General features: G+C 68.8%; 16 protein-coding genes. 8 read left to right on the forward strand and 8 right to left on the reverse strand.

All coding sequences use genetic code 11. From position 1 onward, the window contains the following. Position 1: 1 nt before the first annotated feature. On the reverse strand, positions 2 to 460 hold the full coding sequence (locus tag AC07UH_RS16195) for a DUF1465 family protein (RefSeq protein WP_495181069.1): 459 nt from the start codon (positions 458 to 460) through the stop codon (positions 2 to 4). A gap of 99 nt (positions 461 to 559) precedes the next feature. Continuing rightward, positions 560 to 757 carry a YdcH family protein gene (locus AC07UH_RS16200; protein WP_038658294.1) on the reverse strand — a complete coding sequence of 66 codons (198 nt, stop codon included), beginning with the start codon at positions 755 to 757 and terminating at the stop codon, positions 560 to 562. Between the two features lie 169 nt (positions 758 to 926). On the opposite strand from AC07UH_RS16200, the gene AC07UH_RS16205 reads away from it, so the two are divergent. Then, positions 927 to 1,082 (forward strand): DUF465 domain-containing protein, encoded by a 156-nt coding sequence (locus AC07UH_RS16205; protein ID WP_081974265.1) that lies wholly within the window; start codon positions 927 to 929, stop codon positions 1,080 to 1,082. Positions 1,083 to 1,171: 89 nt separating this feature from the next. Here the strand turns inward: AC07UH_RS16205 and AC07UH_RS16210 are convergent, their stop codons facing one another. Together AC07UH_RS16210 and dksA are read right to left on the reverse strand one after the other, a co-directional pair. Beyond that, positions 1,172 to 1,510, reverse strand: coding sequence for a PilZ domain-containing protein (locus AC07UH_RS16210; RefSeq protein ID WP_495181070.1), 339 nt, complete (start codon positions 1,508 to 1,510; stop codon positions 1,172 to 1,174). Between the two features lie 84 nt (positions 1,511 to 1,594). Further along, the gene (dksA, locus tag AC07UH_RS16215; protein ID WP_038658291.1) at positions 1,595 to 2,059 is read right to left on the reverse strand and encodes an RNA polymerase-binding protein DksA; all 465 of its coding nucleotides are present in this window, start codon (positions 2,057 to 2,059) and stop codon (positions 1,595 to 1,597) included. 439 nt (positions 2,060 to 2,498) lie between these two features. On the opposite strand from dksA, the gene AC07UH_RS16220 reads away from it, so the two are divergent. Then, complete coding sequence (locus tag AC07UH_RS16220; protein WP_495181071.1) at positions 2,499 to 3,386, forward strand: hypothetical protein; 888 nt, start codon at positions 2,499 to 2,501, stop codon at positions 3,384 to 3,386. Positions 3,387 to 3,449: 63 nt separating this feature from the next. On the opposite strand, the gene AC07UH_RS16225 is transcribed toward AC07UH_RS16220, so the two are convergent. Next, positions 3,450 to 3,881, reverse strand: coding sequence for a host attachment family protein (locus AC07UH_RS16225; RefSeq protein WP_038658288.1), 432 nt, complete (start codon positions 3,879 to 3,881; stop codon positions 3,450 to 3,452). 101 nt (positions 3,882 to 3,982) lie between these two features. Here AC07UH_RS16225 and serS point away from each other — a divergent pair, with 101 nt between their 5' ends. The 4 genes from serS to AC07UH_RS16245 all read left to right on the forward strand — a co-directional run bounded on the left by serS (position 3,983) and on the right by AC07UH_RS16245 (position 8,145). After that, positions 3,983 to 5,263 (forward strand): serine--tRNA ligase, encoded by a 1,281-nt coding sequence (serS, locus tag AC07UH_RS16230; protein WP_495181072.1) that lies wholly within the window; start codon positions 3,983 to 3,985, stop codon positions 5,261 to 5,263. A 4-nt stretch (positions 5,264 to 5,267) separates the two neighbouring features. After that, positions 5,268 to 6,404, forward strand: a complete 1,137-nt coding sequence (locus AC07UH_RS16235; protein ID WP_495181073.1) for a peptidoglycan DD-metalloendopeptidase family protein — start codon at positions 5,268 to 5,270, stop codon at positions 6,402 to 6,404. A 54-nt stretch (positions 6,405 to 6,458) separates the two neighbouring features. After that, complete coding sequence (gene tyrS, locus AC07UH_RS16240) at positions 6,459 to 7,688, forward strand: tyrosine--tRNA ligase (protein ID WP_495181074.1); 1,230 nt, start codon at positions 6,459 to 6,461, stop codon at positions 7,686 to 7,688. Between the two features lie 76 nt (positions 7,689 to 7,764). Next, positions 7,765 to 8,145: a PilZ domain-containing protein gene (locus AC07UH_RS16245; protein WP_495181075.1), complete on the forward strand. Its 381-nt coding sequence runs from the start codon at positions 7,765 to 7,767 to the stop codon at positions 8,143 to 8,145. Positions 8,146 to 8,354: 209 nt separating this feature from the next. On the opposite strand, the gene recG is transcribed toward AC07UH_RS16245, so the two are convergent. Continuing rightward, on the reverse strand, positions 8,355 to 10,406 hold the full coding sequence (gene recG, locus AC07UH_RS16250; RefSeq protein WP_495181076.1) for an ATP-dependent DNA helicase RecG: 2,052 nt from the start codon (positions 10,404 to 10,406) through the stop codon (positions 8,355 to 8,357). 72 nt (positions 10,407 to 10,478) lie between these two features. Here recG and AC07UH_RS16255 point away from each other — a divergent pair, with 72 nt between their 5' ends. Together AC07UH_RS16255 and mfd are read left to right on the forward strand one after the other, a co-directional pair. Further along, complete coding sequence (locus AC07UH_RS16255; RefSeq protein ID WP_038658272.1) at positions 10,479 to 10,745, forward strand: FAD assembly factor SdhE; 267 nt, start codon at positions 10,479 to 10,481, stop codon at positions 10,743 to 10,745. Positions 10,746 to 10,988: 243 nt separating this feature from the next. Continuing rightward, positions 10,989 to 14,468, forward strand: a complete 3,480-nt coding sequence (gene mfd / locus AC07UH_RS16260; RefSeq protein WP_495181077.1) for a transcription-repair coupling factor — start codon at positions 10,989 to 10,991, stop codon at positions 14,466 to 14,468. Positions 14,469 to 15,009: 541 nt separating this feature from the next. Here mfd and AC07UH_RS16265 read toward each other — a convergent pair. After that, on the reverse strand, positions 15,010 to 15,417 hold the full coding sequence (locus AC07UH_RS16265; protein ID WP_495181078.1) for a YybH family protein: 408 nt from the start codon (positions 15,415 to 15,417) through the stop codon (positions 15,010 to 15,012). After that, complete coding sequence (locus tag AC07UH_RS16270; RefSeq protein WP_495181079.1) at positions 15,411 to 17,069, reverse strand: EAL domain-containing protein; 1,659 nt, start codon at positions 17,067 to 17,069, stop codon at positions 15,411 to 15,413. Before AC07UH_RS16270 ends, AC07UH_RS16265 begins: the two co-directional genes overlap by 7 nt. Positions 17,070 to 17,151: the final 82 nt, after the last annotated feature.

Genomic DNA, 17,151 nt, shown 5'->3' on the forward strand with positions numbered 1-17,151 from the left:
TTCAGAAGGCCAGCGCGAGACGATCGTGGAGATGGTGGACCGGGCTCGGCGTCGGGTGCGGCACCTGCGCATCGTCGAGCAGGCCGACGCGGCGATGGAGATTGGCGCTGGCGGCGACCAGACCCTGCGCGCGCACCGGCAGCGCGCGGACGAGATCGGCGTCGAACTGCGGCGCGCTGCCGAGCCGGCGCGTCGGGTCGAGCGCCTCGCGCGGCTTGATCTCGCCGGCGTCGATGGCACGCTGGGTGAGCAGCCAGGCGATGACGTGCATCAACCGCGTGGTGATCTTGAGCGATTCACAGGAGAAGCCGACGCGGATCAGCGGATCGAGCGTCTCGCGCTCCAGCCGGCCCTCGCTGTCAAAATAGTCGCGCGCCTCGTCGGCGAGCAGCATCGCCTCGGTATAAAGCGAGTCGATCAGACGATCGTGGATGCGTGATTCGCTGCTGCTGCGGGTCATGACCGTTGGGTGGCACAAGCCCCCCGGCTTGGACAGGTGCCGCAACGGTCCCGATTGTGCCGATTGTGCCGAAGTGATTCGGTCCGGGACGAAATAATCTCAGGCGATGATGTCGGGGATCAGTTGATCCTCGCAATTGGCGATCTCGTCGCGCAGCCGCAGCTTGCGCTTCTTGAGTCGCGCGACCTGCAACTGGTCGGGCACGCCGGTCGCGGTGAGCGCGTCGATCGCGGCATCCAGATCGCGATGCTCGGTGCGCAGTGCGTCGAGCCGGGCGATGATCTGTGCTTCGTCCATGCCTAATCCCCTGCCGCCTGCGTGGCTCCCCTAGCCCAGCCGCGGGCGCGGACCAAGTCGTCGCACGTAGCCACTCGGCTAATCGCGTTCGTCGCTTTGCGATGAGGACTTTTAACCTCTTCGATGGTTTACTCAGTCCCCCAACACGCATGCATCAGGAGGAACCGAAATGCAGACGACGCATCAACAGGCACTGGAGACCAAGCATGCCGCGCTCGACCGCCGCATCGCCGACGAGGTCCACCGCCCGTTGCCCGACGCCGCAATCCTCACCGACCTGAAACGCAAGAAGCTGAAGCTCAAGGAAGAGCTCAGCGGCCTGTAAGGCCCTTCGGCCCCTCCCGTCGCGGAGGGGCCTTTTGCATCGGGGTCATGCGGGACGCCTGCTCAGATGCCCCGACGGTCAATCCCGCCTTATCCTTTGGGCCCGCTCACCGGCTTGCGGGCCTTCTTGGGATCGATCGGCGAGTCGAGTGCGATGCCGATCCGGCCTTCGGTGCACCAGGCGACCTTGCCGGTCACCTTGCCGATACCGCGCAGCTCCAGCGCCACCGGCGTGCCCGGCTCCTTGACGCGGGCGCAGTCGACCATCAGCCCGCCCTCCGACAGATTGCGGACGCGTACGTCGCGGACCGTCGTCTCTTCCTCGAAGCGCAATTGCGCCATGAGGAACAGGCTGTCGCGCGAACGGCTGCGCTGCGACCCACCGGCCGCATCGGCCTTGTCGAACGGGTCGTGGGAGTAGCTGTCCATAAACGAAGCCTGTGTGACCGTGCGGGATTAGGCGCCGGCGCCTAATGGCCGATGGTGGCGAAAGCGTTAACCGCCCACGCCGGTTCAATCCTCGCGCGAGATCTTCTCGTTGCGCTCGTGCCGCTCCTGCGCCTCCAGCGTCATCGTCGCGATCGGACGCGCCTCCAGCCGGCCGAGGCTGATCGGTTCGCCGGTCACTTCGCAATAGCCGTATTCGCCCTCGTCGATGCGGCGGATCGCCGCCTCGATCTTCGAGACCAATTTGCGCTGGCGATCGCGGGTGCGCAGCTCGATCGACCAGTCGGTCTCGCTCGACGCGCGATCGGTGAGATCGGCCTCGCGCAGCGAGTCGACCTGGAGCTGGTTGAGCGTGCCCGCCGCATCCTGAAGGATCGCGTCCTTCCAGCGCAGCAGCTTGTTGCGGAAATACGCCTGCTGACGCCGCGTCATGAACGGTTCGTCGTTGCTGGGTCGATAGCCATCGTCGGCATCGTTGGCCGCCGGCGGATTAGTCGTTACATCGTCTATCTGACTGACTTGCGTTGCCATACCACTCTCCCTCCGGCCCCATGATGACCTCGGGGCCGCCCCCAAATGGTTGAAGCGCCTATAATCGCGCCCGAAAGGAACCACAAGCGATGAGAGTTGCCGAATCGTACGCCTCGGCGTTCTTTTATTGCAGCATGCCGGCGGACAGAATGCGACCGCGCCGCGACGGGGCGGTCGTGGTTAACGGCGAATCAAACATCTGTTCCACTCTGGTACGTTAACGGCGATCGCGACACATCAGCGTGGTGAAAAGGCGATATCGGTGCGACAAAGTGCCGAAGGTTCTTGCACTTAATCGTTTCTTTGGCCCTTTGTCCTATGGCAGCACCGCCGTGCTGCGAGCGGGATTCTGGGGCATGGCCACCAGCAACGAGAAAGAGACCTTATGTCCGTAAGGATGGCCTTGGCGAAATTATGCGCTTGCGCATGCGGGGGAGCGTTGATCGGTGGCGGTGCCGTGCACGTCGCCGAGCGACCGAACCGACCCGTCTACGTCAAGCAGGTCAAGAAGCGCGTCGTCGTGCGGCGGCAGGTCGCCGCGGTGCAGCGCCAGGGTGTGCGCCGCCGCGTCGTCACGACGACCACGACGAGCTGCGCCCCCGCGGTCGTGACGGTGGCCAGCCAGGCGGCGCCCGTACCGGTGCCGCTGCCCGCGGCGCAAGGCTTCATCGGCGGCGGTGGCGGCGGCGTACCCGTGGTGGTCGGCGGCAGCGGCGGGTTCGGCGGCGGCTTTTCCGGCGGGTTCGGCGGTGGCTTCTTCGGCGGCGGATCGTCCGGATCGAGCGGCAGCGTCGTGATCTCGTCGACGTCGAGCGGCGGGTCAAGCTCGACCAGCAGTTCCTCGTCGGGCAGTTCGTCGTCGTCGGGCAACGTGTCGAGTTCGTCGTCGGGCAACATATCGAGCTCGTCGTCGACCAGCAGCTCGACCGGTGGCGCCAACGTCGACATCAACAACAATAACAACAATTCCAACAGCAATCAGAATTCGAACAACAACCAGAATTCCAATACGAACAACAACAGCAACAACCAGAGCCAGAACCAGGGGCAAAACCAGAACCAGGGCCAGAATCAGAACCAGAATCAGGGCCAGGGGCAGAACCAGAACAATTACGGGTCGAGCTCGAAGGGCTGGAGCACCAGCGGCGGCTGGTCGTCGAACGGTGGCTGGACTTCGAGCGGCCATCACGGCGGCCCGCCGGGACCGCCGGGATCGTCGGGCGGTCCGCCCGCGCCGGTGCCGGCCCCGCCGATGGTGCTGCTGTTCGGCGCCGCCGCCGCCGCGCTGATCGCCCGCAAGCGGTTCGCCAAGCCACAGGCGGCCTGATCAACGGACAGGCAAAGGGGTGCCGGATTCGCGTCCGGCACCCCTTGTCGCATCAGGCTGTCGTCAGGCGGCGCTGAGCGCCTTCTCGATGTCGGGCACCGGATGACCGGTGAGATCCTTGGCCAGCTCGCCGGCGAGGCGGTTGCTGACCTCCTTGTGATAGTGGCGACGCAACTCGCCAAGTGTCTTCGGCGGCGCGACGATGATCAGCGAATCGAACTCGTTGGCGAGTGCGCGGCGCTTGAGCATGTCGGCGGTGTCGGCGGCGAACCGATCCTCCTCCTGCTGATGGAAATCGACCTCGTCCATCGTGCCCATCTGCGTCGCGCTGGCACCGCCGGCGGCATCGGTCTTCTGGTCGCGATCGGCAGGATTGACGCGTTCCTCGGCGTGTTCAACCTGCAGGTTGGGGAATTCGGCATCGCCCTCGTTGCGGAAGAACAGGGCCTTGCGGCCGTCGGCGACCAGTACGAAGGCATTGTGGGGGACCTGCATCGGGTTACTCCTGATCGTTGGACTCGGGGGGTCAACGCCGCCGAGGGCGATGGGGTTGCCGACTTGCGCGGTCGGGGGCGCGGCGGCATAGCCGCCGGATCATGCACGACATCCGCGCCATCCGGGACGATCCCGCCGCTTTCGACGCCGCCCTCGCCCGCCGCGGCGTCGCCCCGCAGGCCGCGGGGCTGCTGTCGCTCGACGACGCGCGCCGCGTCGCGATCGCCGCCGCCCAGGACGCGCAGACCCGCCGCAACGATCTGTCGAAGCAGATCGGCCAGGCCAAGGCGCAGAAGGACGAGGCGCGCGCACAGGCGTTGATGGCCGAGGTCGCCGCGCTAAAGGATCTGCTGCCGCAGCTCGAGGCCGGCGAGGCCGATGCGGCGGAGCGGCTGAACACGACGCTCGCCGCCCTGCCCAATCTGCCCGCCGCCGACGTGCCCGCCGGCGAGGACGAGAGCGGCAACGTCGTCGTCCACCAGCGCGGCACGCCGCCAGCCTTCGCCTTCCCGGCGCGCGAACATGACGCGATCGGGCCAGCGATCGGCCTGGATTTCGAGACCGGTGTCGCGATCGCCGGCGCGCGCTTCACGCTGGTGCGCGGGCCGGCGGCGCGGCTGCAACGGGCACTCGGCCAGTTCATGCTCGACACGCTGACCCGCGACCATGGCTTCGAGGAAGTGGCGCCGCCGCTGCTGGTCAAGGACGAGGCGGTGTTCGGCACCGGGCAATTGCCCAAATTCGCCGAAGACCTGTTCCGCACCACCGACGGCCGCTGGCTGATCCCGACCGCCGAGGTGTCGCTGACCAATATCGTGCGCGAGGCGATCCTGCCGGCAAGCGAGCTTCCGCTGCGCTTCGCCGCGCTGACGCCCTGCTTCCGCTCGGAAGCGGGTGCGGCGGGGCGCGACACGCGCGGCTATATCCGCCAGCATCAGTTTGACAAGGTCGAGATGGTGTCGATCGTCGCCGAGGACGCGTCCGAGGCGGAGCACGAGCGGATGACGCAATGTGCCGAGAGCATCCTCGACGCGCTTGACCTGCCCTATCGGCGGATGCTGCTGTGCGCGGGCGACATGGGCTTTACCGCGCGGCGCACCTACGACCTCGAGGTCTGGCTGCCGGGGCAGGATACGTATCGCGAGATTTCGAGCTGCTCGACCTGCGGCGACTTCCAGGCGCGGCGGATGAACGCGCGCTACCGTGCCGAGGGGGAGAAGGCGACGCGCTTCGTCCACACGCTCAATGGTTCGGGGCTGGCGGTCGGCCGGACGCTGGTCGCGGTGCTGGAGAATTACCAGCAGGCGGACGGCTCGGTCGCGGTGCCGGCGGTGCTCCAGCCGTATCTCGGCGGGCTCGACCGGCTCGAAGCCAAGCGCTGACGGCATGGCGCGGGGGCGGATCGCAGGCAGTCTGGCGCTGGCCGGCCTGACGCTGTCCGCCTGTATCCCGAGCGTCAATGCGCCGCCATCGGTGGAGCGCGCGCCGCCGCCGCAACGCGCCCCACAGTATAGCGAACCCGCGCCGCGCAACGAACCGCCGCCGCCGCGGTCCACCCCGCCCGTTCGCCACCTGCCGCCGACCCGTCCCGCCGCACGCGGCGACGTGGCGATGCCGCGCACGGCGCGCCCGGCGTGGGAGGCACGGCCGGTCACGCCCGATGCGCGGGTCGTCGCCGAGCAGAGCTATGTCGTCGCGCCCGGCGATTCGCTGCGCCGCGTCGCCGAGCGTACCGGCGCGGGATCGGAGGCGATCGCGCGCGCGAACGGGCTGGCGCCGCCCTATACGATCCGCGCCGGCCAGCGGCTGACCATCCCGGGCGGGCGCTATCACCTCGTCCGTCCCGGCGAGACGGGCATCGCCATCGCCCGCGCCTATGGCGTCGAATGGTCGCGCATCGTCGCCGCCAATGCGCTCGAGGAACCCTATGTGCTGCGCGCCGGGCAGCGTGTGCTGATCCCCGGCGATCCCGGCGCCGCGCCAAGCCGTGCCGATCGCGCGGCGGCGTTCAAGCTCGACATCGACGACATCCTGACCGGTGGCGAGCCCGCGGCGGCACCGCGTCAGGCCCCTGCCAAGCCGGTCGCCAACCCCGACCGCGTGCTCCCGCCGACCGCCGTCGTCGCGGCGCCGGCACGGTTGCAGGGCGGCTTCGTCTGGCCGGTCGACGGCAAGGTCGTCCGCCGCTTCGGGCCGGGCAAGAGCGGCGAACGCAACGACGGGATCAAGATCGCGGTGCCGGTGTCGACGCCGGTCCATGCGACCGCCGACGGCGTCGTCGCTTATGCCGGTGACGGCATCGCCGCGCTCGGCGGGCTCGTCATCGTCCGCCACGGCAACGGCTGGACCAGCGTCTACGGCCATGCCGCCAAGCTGCTCGTCCAGCGCGGGCAGAGCGTCAAGCGCGGCCAGACGATCGCGCTGTCGGGCGATACCGGCTTCGCCGACCAGCCCGAACTGCATTTCGAGTTGCGCAAGGGCCGCACGCCGGTCGATCCGCAGAGCCAATTGCCAAGGCGGTAACATCCGGCAGCTGCGGAGGGTGACGGGCGCCGCGTCGCTTGCTAACCGGCGCGGATGACCTACCAGTCCGACCTGCTGAGCACGCTCGCCTCGCGCGGCTATATCCACCAGCTCACCGATGCCGCCGCGCTCGATGCGCTCGCGACGAAGACGGTGATGCCGGGCTATATCGGCTTCGATCCGACCGCGCCGTCGCTCCATGTCGGCAGCCTCGTCCAGATCATGTTGCTGCGCCGGCTTCAGGAGACCGGCCACAAGCCGATCGTGCTGATGGGTGGCGGTACCGGCAAGATCGGCGACCCCAGCTTCAAGGACGAGGCGCGCAAGCTGCTCGGCGAGGATGGCATCAAGGCGAACGTCGCGTCGATCAAGCGGATCTTCGAGCGCTTCCTGACCTTCGGCGACGGCCCCACCGACGCGGTGATGGTCGACAATGCCGAATGGCTCGACCGGCTGGAATATATCCCCTTCCTGCGCGACGTCGGCCAGCATTTCTCGGTCAACCGGATGCTGTCGTTCGACTCGGTCAAGCTGCGTCTCGACCGCGAGCAATCGCTGAGCTTCCTCGAATTCAACTATATGATCCTGCAGGCCTATGACTTCCTCGAGCTGTCGCGGCGCGCCGGCTGCCGGTTGCAGATGGGCGGCAGCGATCAATGGGGCAATATCGTCAACGGCATCGAGCTGGCCCGCCGCATGGACAGCACCGAGGTGTTCGGCGTCACCACGCCGCTGATCACCACCGCCGACGGCGGCAAGATGGGCAAGACGATGGCCGGTGCGGTATGGCTGCACGAGGATCAGTTGCCGCATTTCGATTACTGGCAATTCTGGCGCAACACCGACGATCGCGACGTCGGCCGCTTCCTGCGGTTGTTCACCGACCTGCCGCTCGACGAGATCGCGCGGCTGGAGGCGCTGCCCGGCGCGGAGATCAACGAAGCGAAGAAGGTGCTCGCCAACGAGGCGACCGCGATGTGCCGCGGTCGTGCGGCGGCGGACCAGGCGGCGGAGACGGCGCGCCGCACCTTCGAGGAGGGCGCCAGCGGCGATGCCTTGCCGAACGTTGCGGTATCCGGCGGGTCGATCGCGGTGGTCGATGCTTTGGTCGCGCTCGGTTTCGCCAAGTCGAAGGGCGAGGCACGGCGGCTGATCGCCGGTGGCGGCGCGCGCATCGACGGCGAGAAGGTGAGCGACGAGGCGGCGACGATCGCGCTCGGCGAGGCCGAGGTGCGGGTGTCGGCGGGCAAGAAGCTGCACGGGCTGCTCACCCCCGCGCGGTAAGGACTCGTAAACGCATCGCCCGGTAGGGATAAGTCCGAAATGGTCTGGAGTAGGATCGTTTCGGAGGAGTCTGGTGGTGATTGCAGCGACCCTGTCCGACGACCGCAGCGAACCGCGCGACGAGGTTCATCACCGCAGCAGCGCGATGCTCGCCGACGAGCGTCGCGTCACGGTGCTGATCGTCAATCTGTCGCCGTCGGGTCTGATGATCCGCAGCGACGTGGCGGTCGCGGCCGGCGACTGGCTCTTCATCCGGCTGCCCGCGGTGGGCGACGTGCGCGTCGTCGTGCGCTGGGCGCTGGGCGCTGGGCGGCCGGATCGGCTGCCAGTTGGAGCGGCCGATCCCCGCGAACCGCTATCATGCCGTGCTGGGGGCGATGGCAGGGTAGCGGTTCCTGGGGGATCGCGGGGCTCCCGCTTTGTCCTCCCCCTTGCGGGGCGGGGCAATCGCAGATGACTATTCGGCGTGCTGCGACGGTATTTACATTCCCGTCATGCTGGACTTGGTCCGGCATCCCGCTTCTTCGCATCGTCCGAAGAAGCGAGACCCCGGCGCAAGGCCGGGGTGACGGATTGGGTTTGGCAAGTCGTCCGGGTCACTCGATCATTCATATGCGATCGCCCTGCCCACAAGGAGGGAGGATAAAGCACGCTCCTCTGGGCGCGTTACCCCGATCGCAGCAGCGCGACCCCGGCATCGCGGTCGAACAAGTAGAGCGCCACGCGCGCCGCCTGCCCCCTTGGTCCCTCCAGCCCGCCGTCGCGGTCGATCAGCAGCCGCGCGTCGTCCTGCGCGCATTGCAGCAGGTCGGCAAGCATTTCGGGGAGCGCGAGGCGGAAGGTCACCTCGCCCGACTGGCGCGTGCCGAGCAGTTCGCCGCCGCCGCGCAGGCGCAGATCCTCCTCCGCGATGCGGAAGCCGTCGTTGCTCTCGCGCATCAGGGCGAGCCGCGCGCGCGACGTCTCGCTCAGCGAGGCACCGCGCAACAGCAGGCAGCGCGACAGACCGCCGCCACGCCCCACCCGGCCGCGGAGCTGGTGGAGCTGGGCAAGGCCGAAGCGATCGGCATGTTCGATGACAATCAGCGTCGCATTGGGCACGTCGACGCCGACCTCGATCACCGTCGTCGCGACGAGCACGCTCAGCCGGTTGGCGGAGAAGGCTTCCATCACCGCGTCCTTCTCGGCGGGCTTCATCCGGCCGTGGACGACGCCGATCCGCTCGCCGAAGCGGTTGCGCAGCGTTTCTGCGCGCATCTCGGCGGCGGCGAGGTCGCTCTTCTCGCTTTCCTCCACCAACGGGCAGACCCAATAGGCCTGACCGCCGTCGGCCATATGGCGGCCGATCGCGTTGATCACCTCGTCGAGCCGGTCTTCGGAGACGACGCGCGTCTCGATCGGCTCGCGACCCGGCGGCATCTCGTCGAGCCGGCTGACGTCCATCTCGCCATATTGCGCGAGGGTCAGCGTGCGCGGGATCGGCGTCGCGGTCATCGCGAGCAGGTGCGGCGGTGCCTTGCCCTTGGCCTGCAACAGCAGGCGCTGCGCGACGCCGAAGCGATGCTGCTCGTCGACGACGACGAGGCCGAGGTCCTTGTAGCCGACCGCCTCCTGGAAGATCGCATGCGTGCCGACGAGGATGTCGATTTCGCCGCTGGCGAGCGCCATCAGCGTCGCCTCGCGTGCCTTGCCCTTGTCGCGGCCGGTGAGGACGGCGATCTCGATCGGCAGGCCGGCGAGCAATTTGCGCAGGCTGTCGTAATGCTGGCGGGCGAGGATCTCGGTGGGCGCGAGCATCGCGCCCTGCGCCCCGGCCTCGACCGCGATCAGGAGGGACATGGCGGCGACCAGCGTCTTGCCCGAACCGACATCGCCTTGCAGCAGCCGCAGCATCGGCGCGGTCTGCGCAAGGTCGCCCTCGATCTCCGCCACCGAGCGGGTCTGCGCGCCGGTCGGTGTGTAGGGCAGGCGCAGCAGGTCGCGCAGCTGGCCGTCGCCGACCAGCGCCCTGCCCCGCCGCTTGCGCGTATCGGCGCGGACCAGCGTCATCGCGAGCTGGTTGGCAAAGATCTCGTCATAGGCGAGGCGTTCGCGGGCGGTCTTGTCGGCCGGGTCGGCGTGGATGCGCTGCAAGGCCTCGCGCCAGTCGGGCCAGCCGCGCTTGGCCTTGAGGCCGGGCTCGATCCATTCGGCGAGCTCGGGCGCGCGCTCGATCGCCTGCGCGGCGAAGCCGGCGAGACGGCGCGAGGTCAGGCCTTCCGACAGCGGATAGATCGCCTCGCGCTCGCGGAAGACCTCGTCGGGTTCGCCGAGGTCCGGATGGATGATCTGGAGCGTCTCGCCGTAGCTTTCGAGCTTGCCCGACACGCGGCGCGGCTCGCCGAGCGGCAGCAGCTTCTTCACCCAGCCCGACGAGCCGCCAAAATACACTAAGTTCACGCTATTGCCGGCCGCGTCGGTGGCCTGGACGCGGGTCGGGCCGCGGCCAGTGCTCGTCTTATAATCGCGTGGAATCAATGTGATAGCGATGATGCGGCCGGCATCGGCGACATCCAGCGCGTCGCGCGGCAGGCGATCGATCCAGCCGCTGGGCAGATGGAAGGCGACGTCGACGACGCGGGCGAGGCCGAGCCGGTCGAGCGGCTTGGCGAGGCCGGGGCCGACCCCCTTCAGGGCGGTGACCTCGGCGAACAGCGGATTGAGGATATCGGGGCGCATGACTACATGACCGCTATACCGTACCCGACCGCCGCGGCCAGCGGTTGCCGGGCGATTTGCATGGGATTGTCGATGGATCACGCCACCCGCCTCAAGCGCATGAAGTTCCGTGCCTGGCATCGCGGCACCAAGGAGGCCGATCTGATGATCGGCGGCTTCTTCGACGCGCACGGCGCGGACTGGACGCCGGAACAGCTCGACTGGTTCGAAACGCTGCTGGAGGAGCAGGACGTCGACATCATGGGCTGGGCGATCGGATCGCTGCCCTGCCCGCCCGAATGGGACGGGCCGATGATGATGCAGATGCGTTCGCTGAGCTACGTGCCGGTCAGCCGCTGACACTGTCGGCGGTTTGCGAAGGTCTCGCCGCCTCCACCCGTCACCCCGGACTTGTTCCGGGGTCCACCGGGCCGCAGGGGTCCGCTCATGCCTCCAGCCCCGCTCCCCGCCGCGGGGTGGACCCCGGAACAAGTCCGGGGTGACGGGGAATATTAGGGCGAGCTACCTGCTCCATCGGCCGACCCATTTCGTTCATGCCATCTCCCGGCGCCTCGTCCTCAAAGGCGCCCAACCGAGAAAAAAATGCCCGATCTGAAGACGATCCTGTCCGCCAAATCCCCGCTGACGCTCGCCGGCGTGCCCGCCGGGTTCCAGCCGTCGCTGCTCGCCGATCTCGCGCGCGCCGCGGCGCACAGCGGCAAGGGCGGCCGTGCGGTGTTCGTCGCGCCGGACGATGCGGCGATGCGCGCGGTCGCGGCGACGGCAGCGTTCTTCGCGCCCGAGCTGGAGGTCATCAGCTTCCCGGCGTGGGATTGCCTGCCCTATGATCGCGCCAGCCCGACGCTGCGCATCATGGCGGAGCGGATCGCGGCCTTGTGGCAGTTGCAGCGACCGAAGAAGACGCCGCAACTCGTCCTCACCACCGCCAATGCGGCGACGCAGCGCGTGCTGACGCCGTTCCGCATCCGCCAGCTCGTCGCGACGCTGGAGCCCGGCGCGCGGATCGATCGCGACGATCTCGCCCGGCTGTTGCAGGCAAACGGCTATGTCCGCACCGAGACGGTCCACGACCAGGGCGAATATGCGGTGCGCGGCGGCATCCTCGACCTGTTTCCGAGCGGCGAGGAGCAGGCGCTGCGTCTCGATTTCTTCGGCGACGAGATCGAGACGGTGCGCACCTTCTCCCCCGAGGACCAGCGCACCACCGGGCGGATCGACGGCTTCACGCTGCTCCCCGCGTCGGAAGCGCTGCTCGACGAGGAGTCGATCAAGCGCTTCCGCACCCGCTATCGCGACAAGTTCGGCGCCACCGCGACCGGCGATCCCCTGTATCAGGCGATCAGCGACGGGCGGCGGCTCGCCGGCATGGAACATTGGCTGCCGCTGTTCGAGGAGAAACTGGCGACGCTGTTCGACCATCTCTCCGACGACGTGGTGGTGCGCGACTTCGGCGTCACCGGCGCCGCCGAGGGGCGGATGGAATCGATCGCCGATTATTATGAAAACCGCCAGCGCGCCGAGGCGGCGCAGCCGGGCAGCTATCGGCCGCTCGCCGCGAAGACGCTGTATCTCGACGCCAAGGAATGGGCGGCAAGCCTCGATGCGTCGCGTGCGCATCTGACGACGCCGTTCCACGAGCCGGAAAGCGCCACCGTGCTCGACTTCGACGTCGACGGACCGCGCGACTTCGGCCCCGAACGCTCGGCCAGCGCCAACGTCTACGAGGCGGTGGTCGATCATCTCAAGGGCTTGCGCAAGGCGGGCAAGAAGCCCGTCCTCGCGAGCTATTCGGTCGGTGCGCGCGAGCGGCTGGGCAATCTGCTCAAAGACCATGGCCTCCACGGCGGCAAGGCGGCGGACAGCTGGCAGGAGGCGCTGGGCGTCGCCGATACGGGCAAGTCGGCGGGCGTCGCGCTCGTCGTGCTGCCGCTCGACCACGGCTTCACCGCGCCCGACGTCGCCGTGCTCACCGAGCAGGACATGCTCGGCGACCGGCTGGTGCGGCGCGCCAAGCGCAAGAAGTCCGCCGACGCCTTCCTCGCCGAGATCGCCGCGCTGACGCCGGGCGACCTCGTCGTCCACAGCGACCACGGCATCGGCAAATATCTCGGCCTGACCTCGATCCCGGTCGGCAAGAGCCCGCACGATTGCGTCGCGGTCGAATATGCCGGCGGCGACAAATTGTTCGTGCCGGTCGAGAATCTCGAAGTGCTGTCGCGCTACGGCTCGAACGAGGAAGGCGCGAGCCTCGACCGGCTCGGCGGCGAGGCGTGGCAGCGGCGCAAGTCGAAGATGAAGGAGCGGATTCGCGAGATCGCGGGCGAGCTCATCAAGACCGCCGCCGAACGCGCATTGCACCCCGGCGACGTGCTCGAACCCGATGTCAGCGGCTATCCGAGCTTCGTCGACCGTTTCCCCTACGCCGAAACCGACGATCAGGATCGCGCGATCGAGGACGTGCTCGGCGACCTGTCGGCGGGCAAGCCGATGGACCGGCTGATCGTCGGCGACGTCGGCTTCGGCAAGACCGAGATCGCGCTGCGCGCCGCCTTCGTCGCGGCGATGGCGGGCAAGCAGGTCGCGGTGGTCTGCCCGACGACGCTGCTTGCGCGCCAGCATTACAACAATTTCAGCGCCCGCTTCGAAGGCTTCCCGATGAACATGGGGCGGCTGTCGAGGCTCGTCCCCGCGGGCGAGGCCAAGGCGGTCAAGGAAGGGCTCGCCGGCGGCACGGTCGACGTCGTCATCGGCACGCATGCGTTGCTGGCGAAGAATATCGACTTCAAACGGCTCGGTCTCGTCATCGTCGACGAGGAGCAGAGGTTCGGCGTGACGCACAAGGAGCGGCTGAAGGCGCTGCGTGCCGACGTGCATATGCTGACGCTGACCGCGACGCCGATCCCGCGCACGTTGCAGATGGCGATGAGCGGCATCCGCGAGCTGTCGGTAATCCAGACGCCGCCGGTCGACCGGCTCGCGGTGCGCACCTACGTGATCCCCTGGGACCCGGTGGTGCTGCGCGAGGCGCTGCTGCGCGAACATTATCGCGGCGGGCAGAGCTTCATCGTCACGCCGCGCGTCGCCGACCTGCCCGATCTCGAGGAATATCTGCGCAACGAGGTGCCGGAGATCCGCTACGTCGTCGCGCACGGCCAGATGAGCCCGACCGAGGTCGAGGAACGGATGAGCGCCTTCTACGACAAGAAGTTCGAGGTGCTCGTCTCGACGACGATCATCGAGAGCGGCATCGACATCGCCTCTGCCAATACGATCATCGTCAACCGCGCCGACCGGTTCGGCCTGGCGCAGCTCTATCAGCTGCGCGGGCGGGTCGGGCGGTCGAAGACGCGCGCCTACGCCTATCTCGTAACCCCGCCCGAGCGGCAGATGACCGAGACCGCGGAAAAGCGGCTCAAGGTGTTGTCGGATCTCGATTCGCTGGGGGCCGGTTTCCAGCTCGCCAGCCACGATCTCGATATCCGCGGCGCGGGCAATCTGCTCGGCGACGAGCAATCGGGGCATATCAAGGAGGTCGGCTACGAACTCTACCAGTCGATGCTGGAAGAGGCGATCATGGACGCCAAGGCGGGCGGCATGGCGCTGCGCCCGCGCGACTTCTCGCCGCAGATCACGGTGGATGCGCCGATCCTGATCCCGGACGATTACGTGCCGGACCTCGATCTGCGGATGGGCCTGTATCGCCGCTTGAACGAGCTGGAGGACAATCGCGAGATCGAGGCGTTCGCCGCCGAGATGATCGACCGGTTCGGGCCGCTGCCCGACGCGACCGACAATCTGATCCGGGTGATCGAGATCAAGCTCAATGCGCGCAAGGCGTGCATCGCCAAGATGGACGTCGGACCGCGCGGCGTGCTGGTCGGCTTCCACGACGATACGCCGCCCAACGTTCCCGGGCTGCTGGCCTATGTCGAGCGGCTGAACGGCGTCGCGAAGCTGCGGCCGGACAGCAAGCTGGTGCTCCAGCGGGCGTGGCCGGATGCGAAGTCGCGGCTGCATGGCGCGCTGCAATTGTCCAAGGGGCTGGCGAAGGCGGCGGGGTGAACGGCTCGCGGCCATGCCTCGTTCGCCCCGAGCTTGTCGGAGGGCCTGCGTCTCACCTGCCCCCTTCGACAGGCTCAGGGCGAACGGAGGTGGGTGCGGTGGTCGGAGGGTCTGATGAAGGCAGCGGGGTAACGTAAGGGGGGACTGGGGTCAGGCACGCTTTCAGGATGCGTCGCTCGTTCTCCCCGTCTACCATTCGGACCGCCCTGCTGGGATGGAACCGCCCCCATCCGTCATCCCGGCGAAAGCCGGGACCCATGGCCCCGCTACGCTGGCGGCGGCACGCCACCACCGCACCCGTCCCGCAACCATGGGTCCCGGCTTTCGCCGGGATGACGAATTGGGGAGACGGTGGCGCCCCCCTACAATCGCCCTCTTCGCGTCTTTGCGTCTTCGCGTGAATTGATCCACCGCGCCTCTGCGCGCCCTTCGTAAACCCCGTCGCCGCCGCCGCAGGCCGCCCCCTCGACTCGCCTGTGGCCGAACCAGCACGGACCCCGCTCATCTGACCGCCCCTGCCCTTCCGGGTAAAAACGGCCGCTCAACTGCTATGATCGGAGACGATCTTCCAGCCGGCCGCCTGCCGCTCGAACAGCAGCGAGGTGACGCCGGCATCCTGCTTGCCGCCGGGATAGTCGAGCAGCCACTTCGCCCAGAGCATCCGATGGTTCGCGTCGATCCGGCGGAAGCCGAGCATGCGGAACGACAACCGCCCCCGCGCGGCAGGATCGGCACCGTAAGTCTTCGCATAGCGCGCGGCGATCGCCGGCTTGCCGCGGACGAGGCCGTCCTTGGTGACGAACACCGCATCCTCGGCATAGACGGCGAGGAAGCGCGGCATGTCGCCCGCGCTCCAGCCGGCGGCGCTGTCGGTCATGACCGCGGTGATCGCCGCCTCCGCGGTCGTCGGTGCCGCTGCCGCGGCGAGCATCATCGGTACGATCAGCATCGCGTCCCCTCCACCATCGCCGCGAGCGCCGTCTCGTCGAGCGGCTCGGCGAGCCAATAGCCTTGCAGATAGGCGCAGCCCTCCGCGGCGAGCAAAGCGCGCTGGATGTCGGTCTCCACCCCCTCGGCGATCACCGGCAGGTCGAGCGAGCGCGCCAGCGTCATCACCGCGCGCACCACGCCGCGCTGCCGCGCGGTCGCGGCAATGCCGCAGGCGAGCGCCTTGTCGAGCTTGAGATAGTCGAGCGGCAGCGCGGTGAGATAGGCGAGGCTCGAATAACCGGTGCCGAAATCGTCGAGCGCCACCCGCACGCCCGCCGCGCGCAACGTGGCGAGGACCTCGGCGGCAGCCTCCAGATTGCGGATCGCGCCGGTCTCGGTGATCTCGACGGTGAGGCGGTCGAACGGCACGCCGCTCGCCGCGACCCGGTCGAGGAACAGCGCGGCGAAGCCCGGCCGGCCGAGATCGCCGGCGGTGAGGTTGAGCGAGACGCGCAAGGCCGACAGCGCGGCGGGCCAGGCGGCGACGCGGGCGAGCACCAGCCGCTGGATGTGATCGGACAGAGCGATTCCGAGGTCGGCGCGGTCGGCGGCGGCGAACAGCGCGTCGGCGCCGAGCGGGCCGAGCCGGCCGTGATGCCAGCGCGCCAGTGCCTCGACGCCGGTGATCGTCCGCGTATCGATCCGCGCCTGCGGCTGGAACAGCACGTCGATCTCGCCGCGCTCGATCGCGAGATGAAGGTCGATCGCCAGCGAATCGAGCGGCGCGGCGCCCTCCGGCCCGGCGACGCGGATCATCGCGCCGTCGCTCGCCTTGGCGGCGACCAGCGCCTCGCCGGCGCGGCGGAGCAGCCGCGCGGCATCGTCGTCGGGGCCGCTCGCCGCCATGCCCCAGCGGCTGCCGAGCACCGCCTGGCGCGCGCCGACCAGCAGCGGCTGGGCGAGCGCGGCGTCGAGCGCGGCGGCGAGCGTGGCGAGCGTCGCCGGCGCCGCGGCGGCGGCGACGATCATGTCGCCGCCGGTCGGCGCGGCGACGAAGCCGGCCGGGCCGAGCAGCGCCAGCGTGATCGCCTCGACCCGCGCGCGCGCCGCGGCGATCAGCGCGTCGCCGACCGCGCGGCCGCGCGCCGCGTTGAGGATGTCGAGCCGCGACAGCGCGATCATCAGCACGCCGACCGGCGTGCCCGCGGCGAGGCGGCTGCCGATCCATGCTTCGGCATCGCCCGCCTCGACGCTGATGCCGATGCCGCGCCCGCGGCGCTCGCCGGGCTCGCGTGGCGGCGTGCGGGCGGCGAAGCGGATCGCCTGGTGGAGCTCGGCGGGATCGCCGCGGTCGATCAGAAAGTGGGTGGCGCCGGCGACGTGCAGTTCGTCGAGCGCCGCGCCGTCGTCGACCACCGCGAGCAACGCGCCGCCGGTCGCCCCGGCGAGACCGCCGAGCGCGCGGACGCCGGCGAGGGCGCCGGCGGGATCGCCGCGGCCGTCGACCAGCAACAGCGCCGGCCGGCTCGCCAGCGCGCGTGCCGCGACCCCCTCGCCGCCCTCGTCGGCGACGATCCGCCAGCCGGGCAGATCGCCGACCGCGGCGTCGCCCGCACTGCGGGCCGCGCCCGAAACGATGAACAGCGTCGCCCGCTCGGCCTCGATACCCATTGCCCCCTGCCTAAGCCCCTGACCGCAAAGCGGCAATGGCAGGTGGTGGCGATCTGTCGAACGGGAACGGACTTGTCGCTGG

Source organism: Sphingomonas sp. GW821-FHT04B01, from assembly GCF_059420425.1.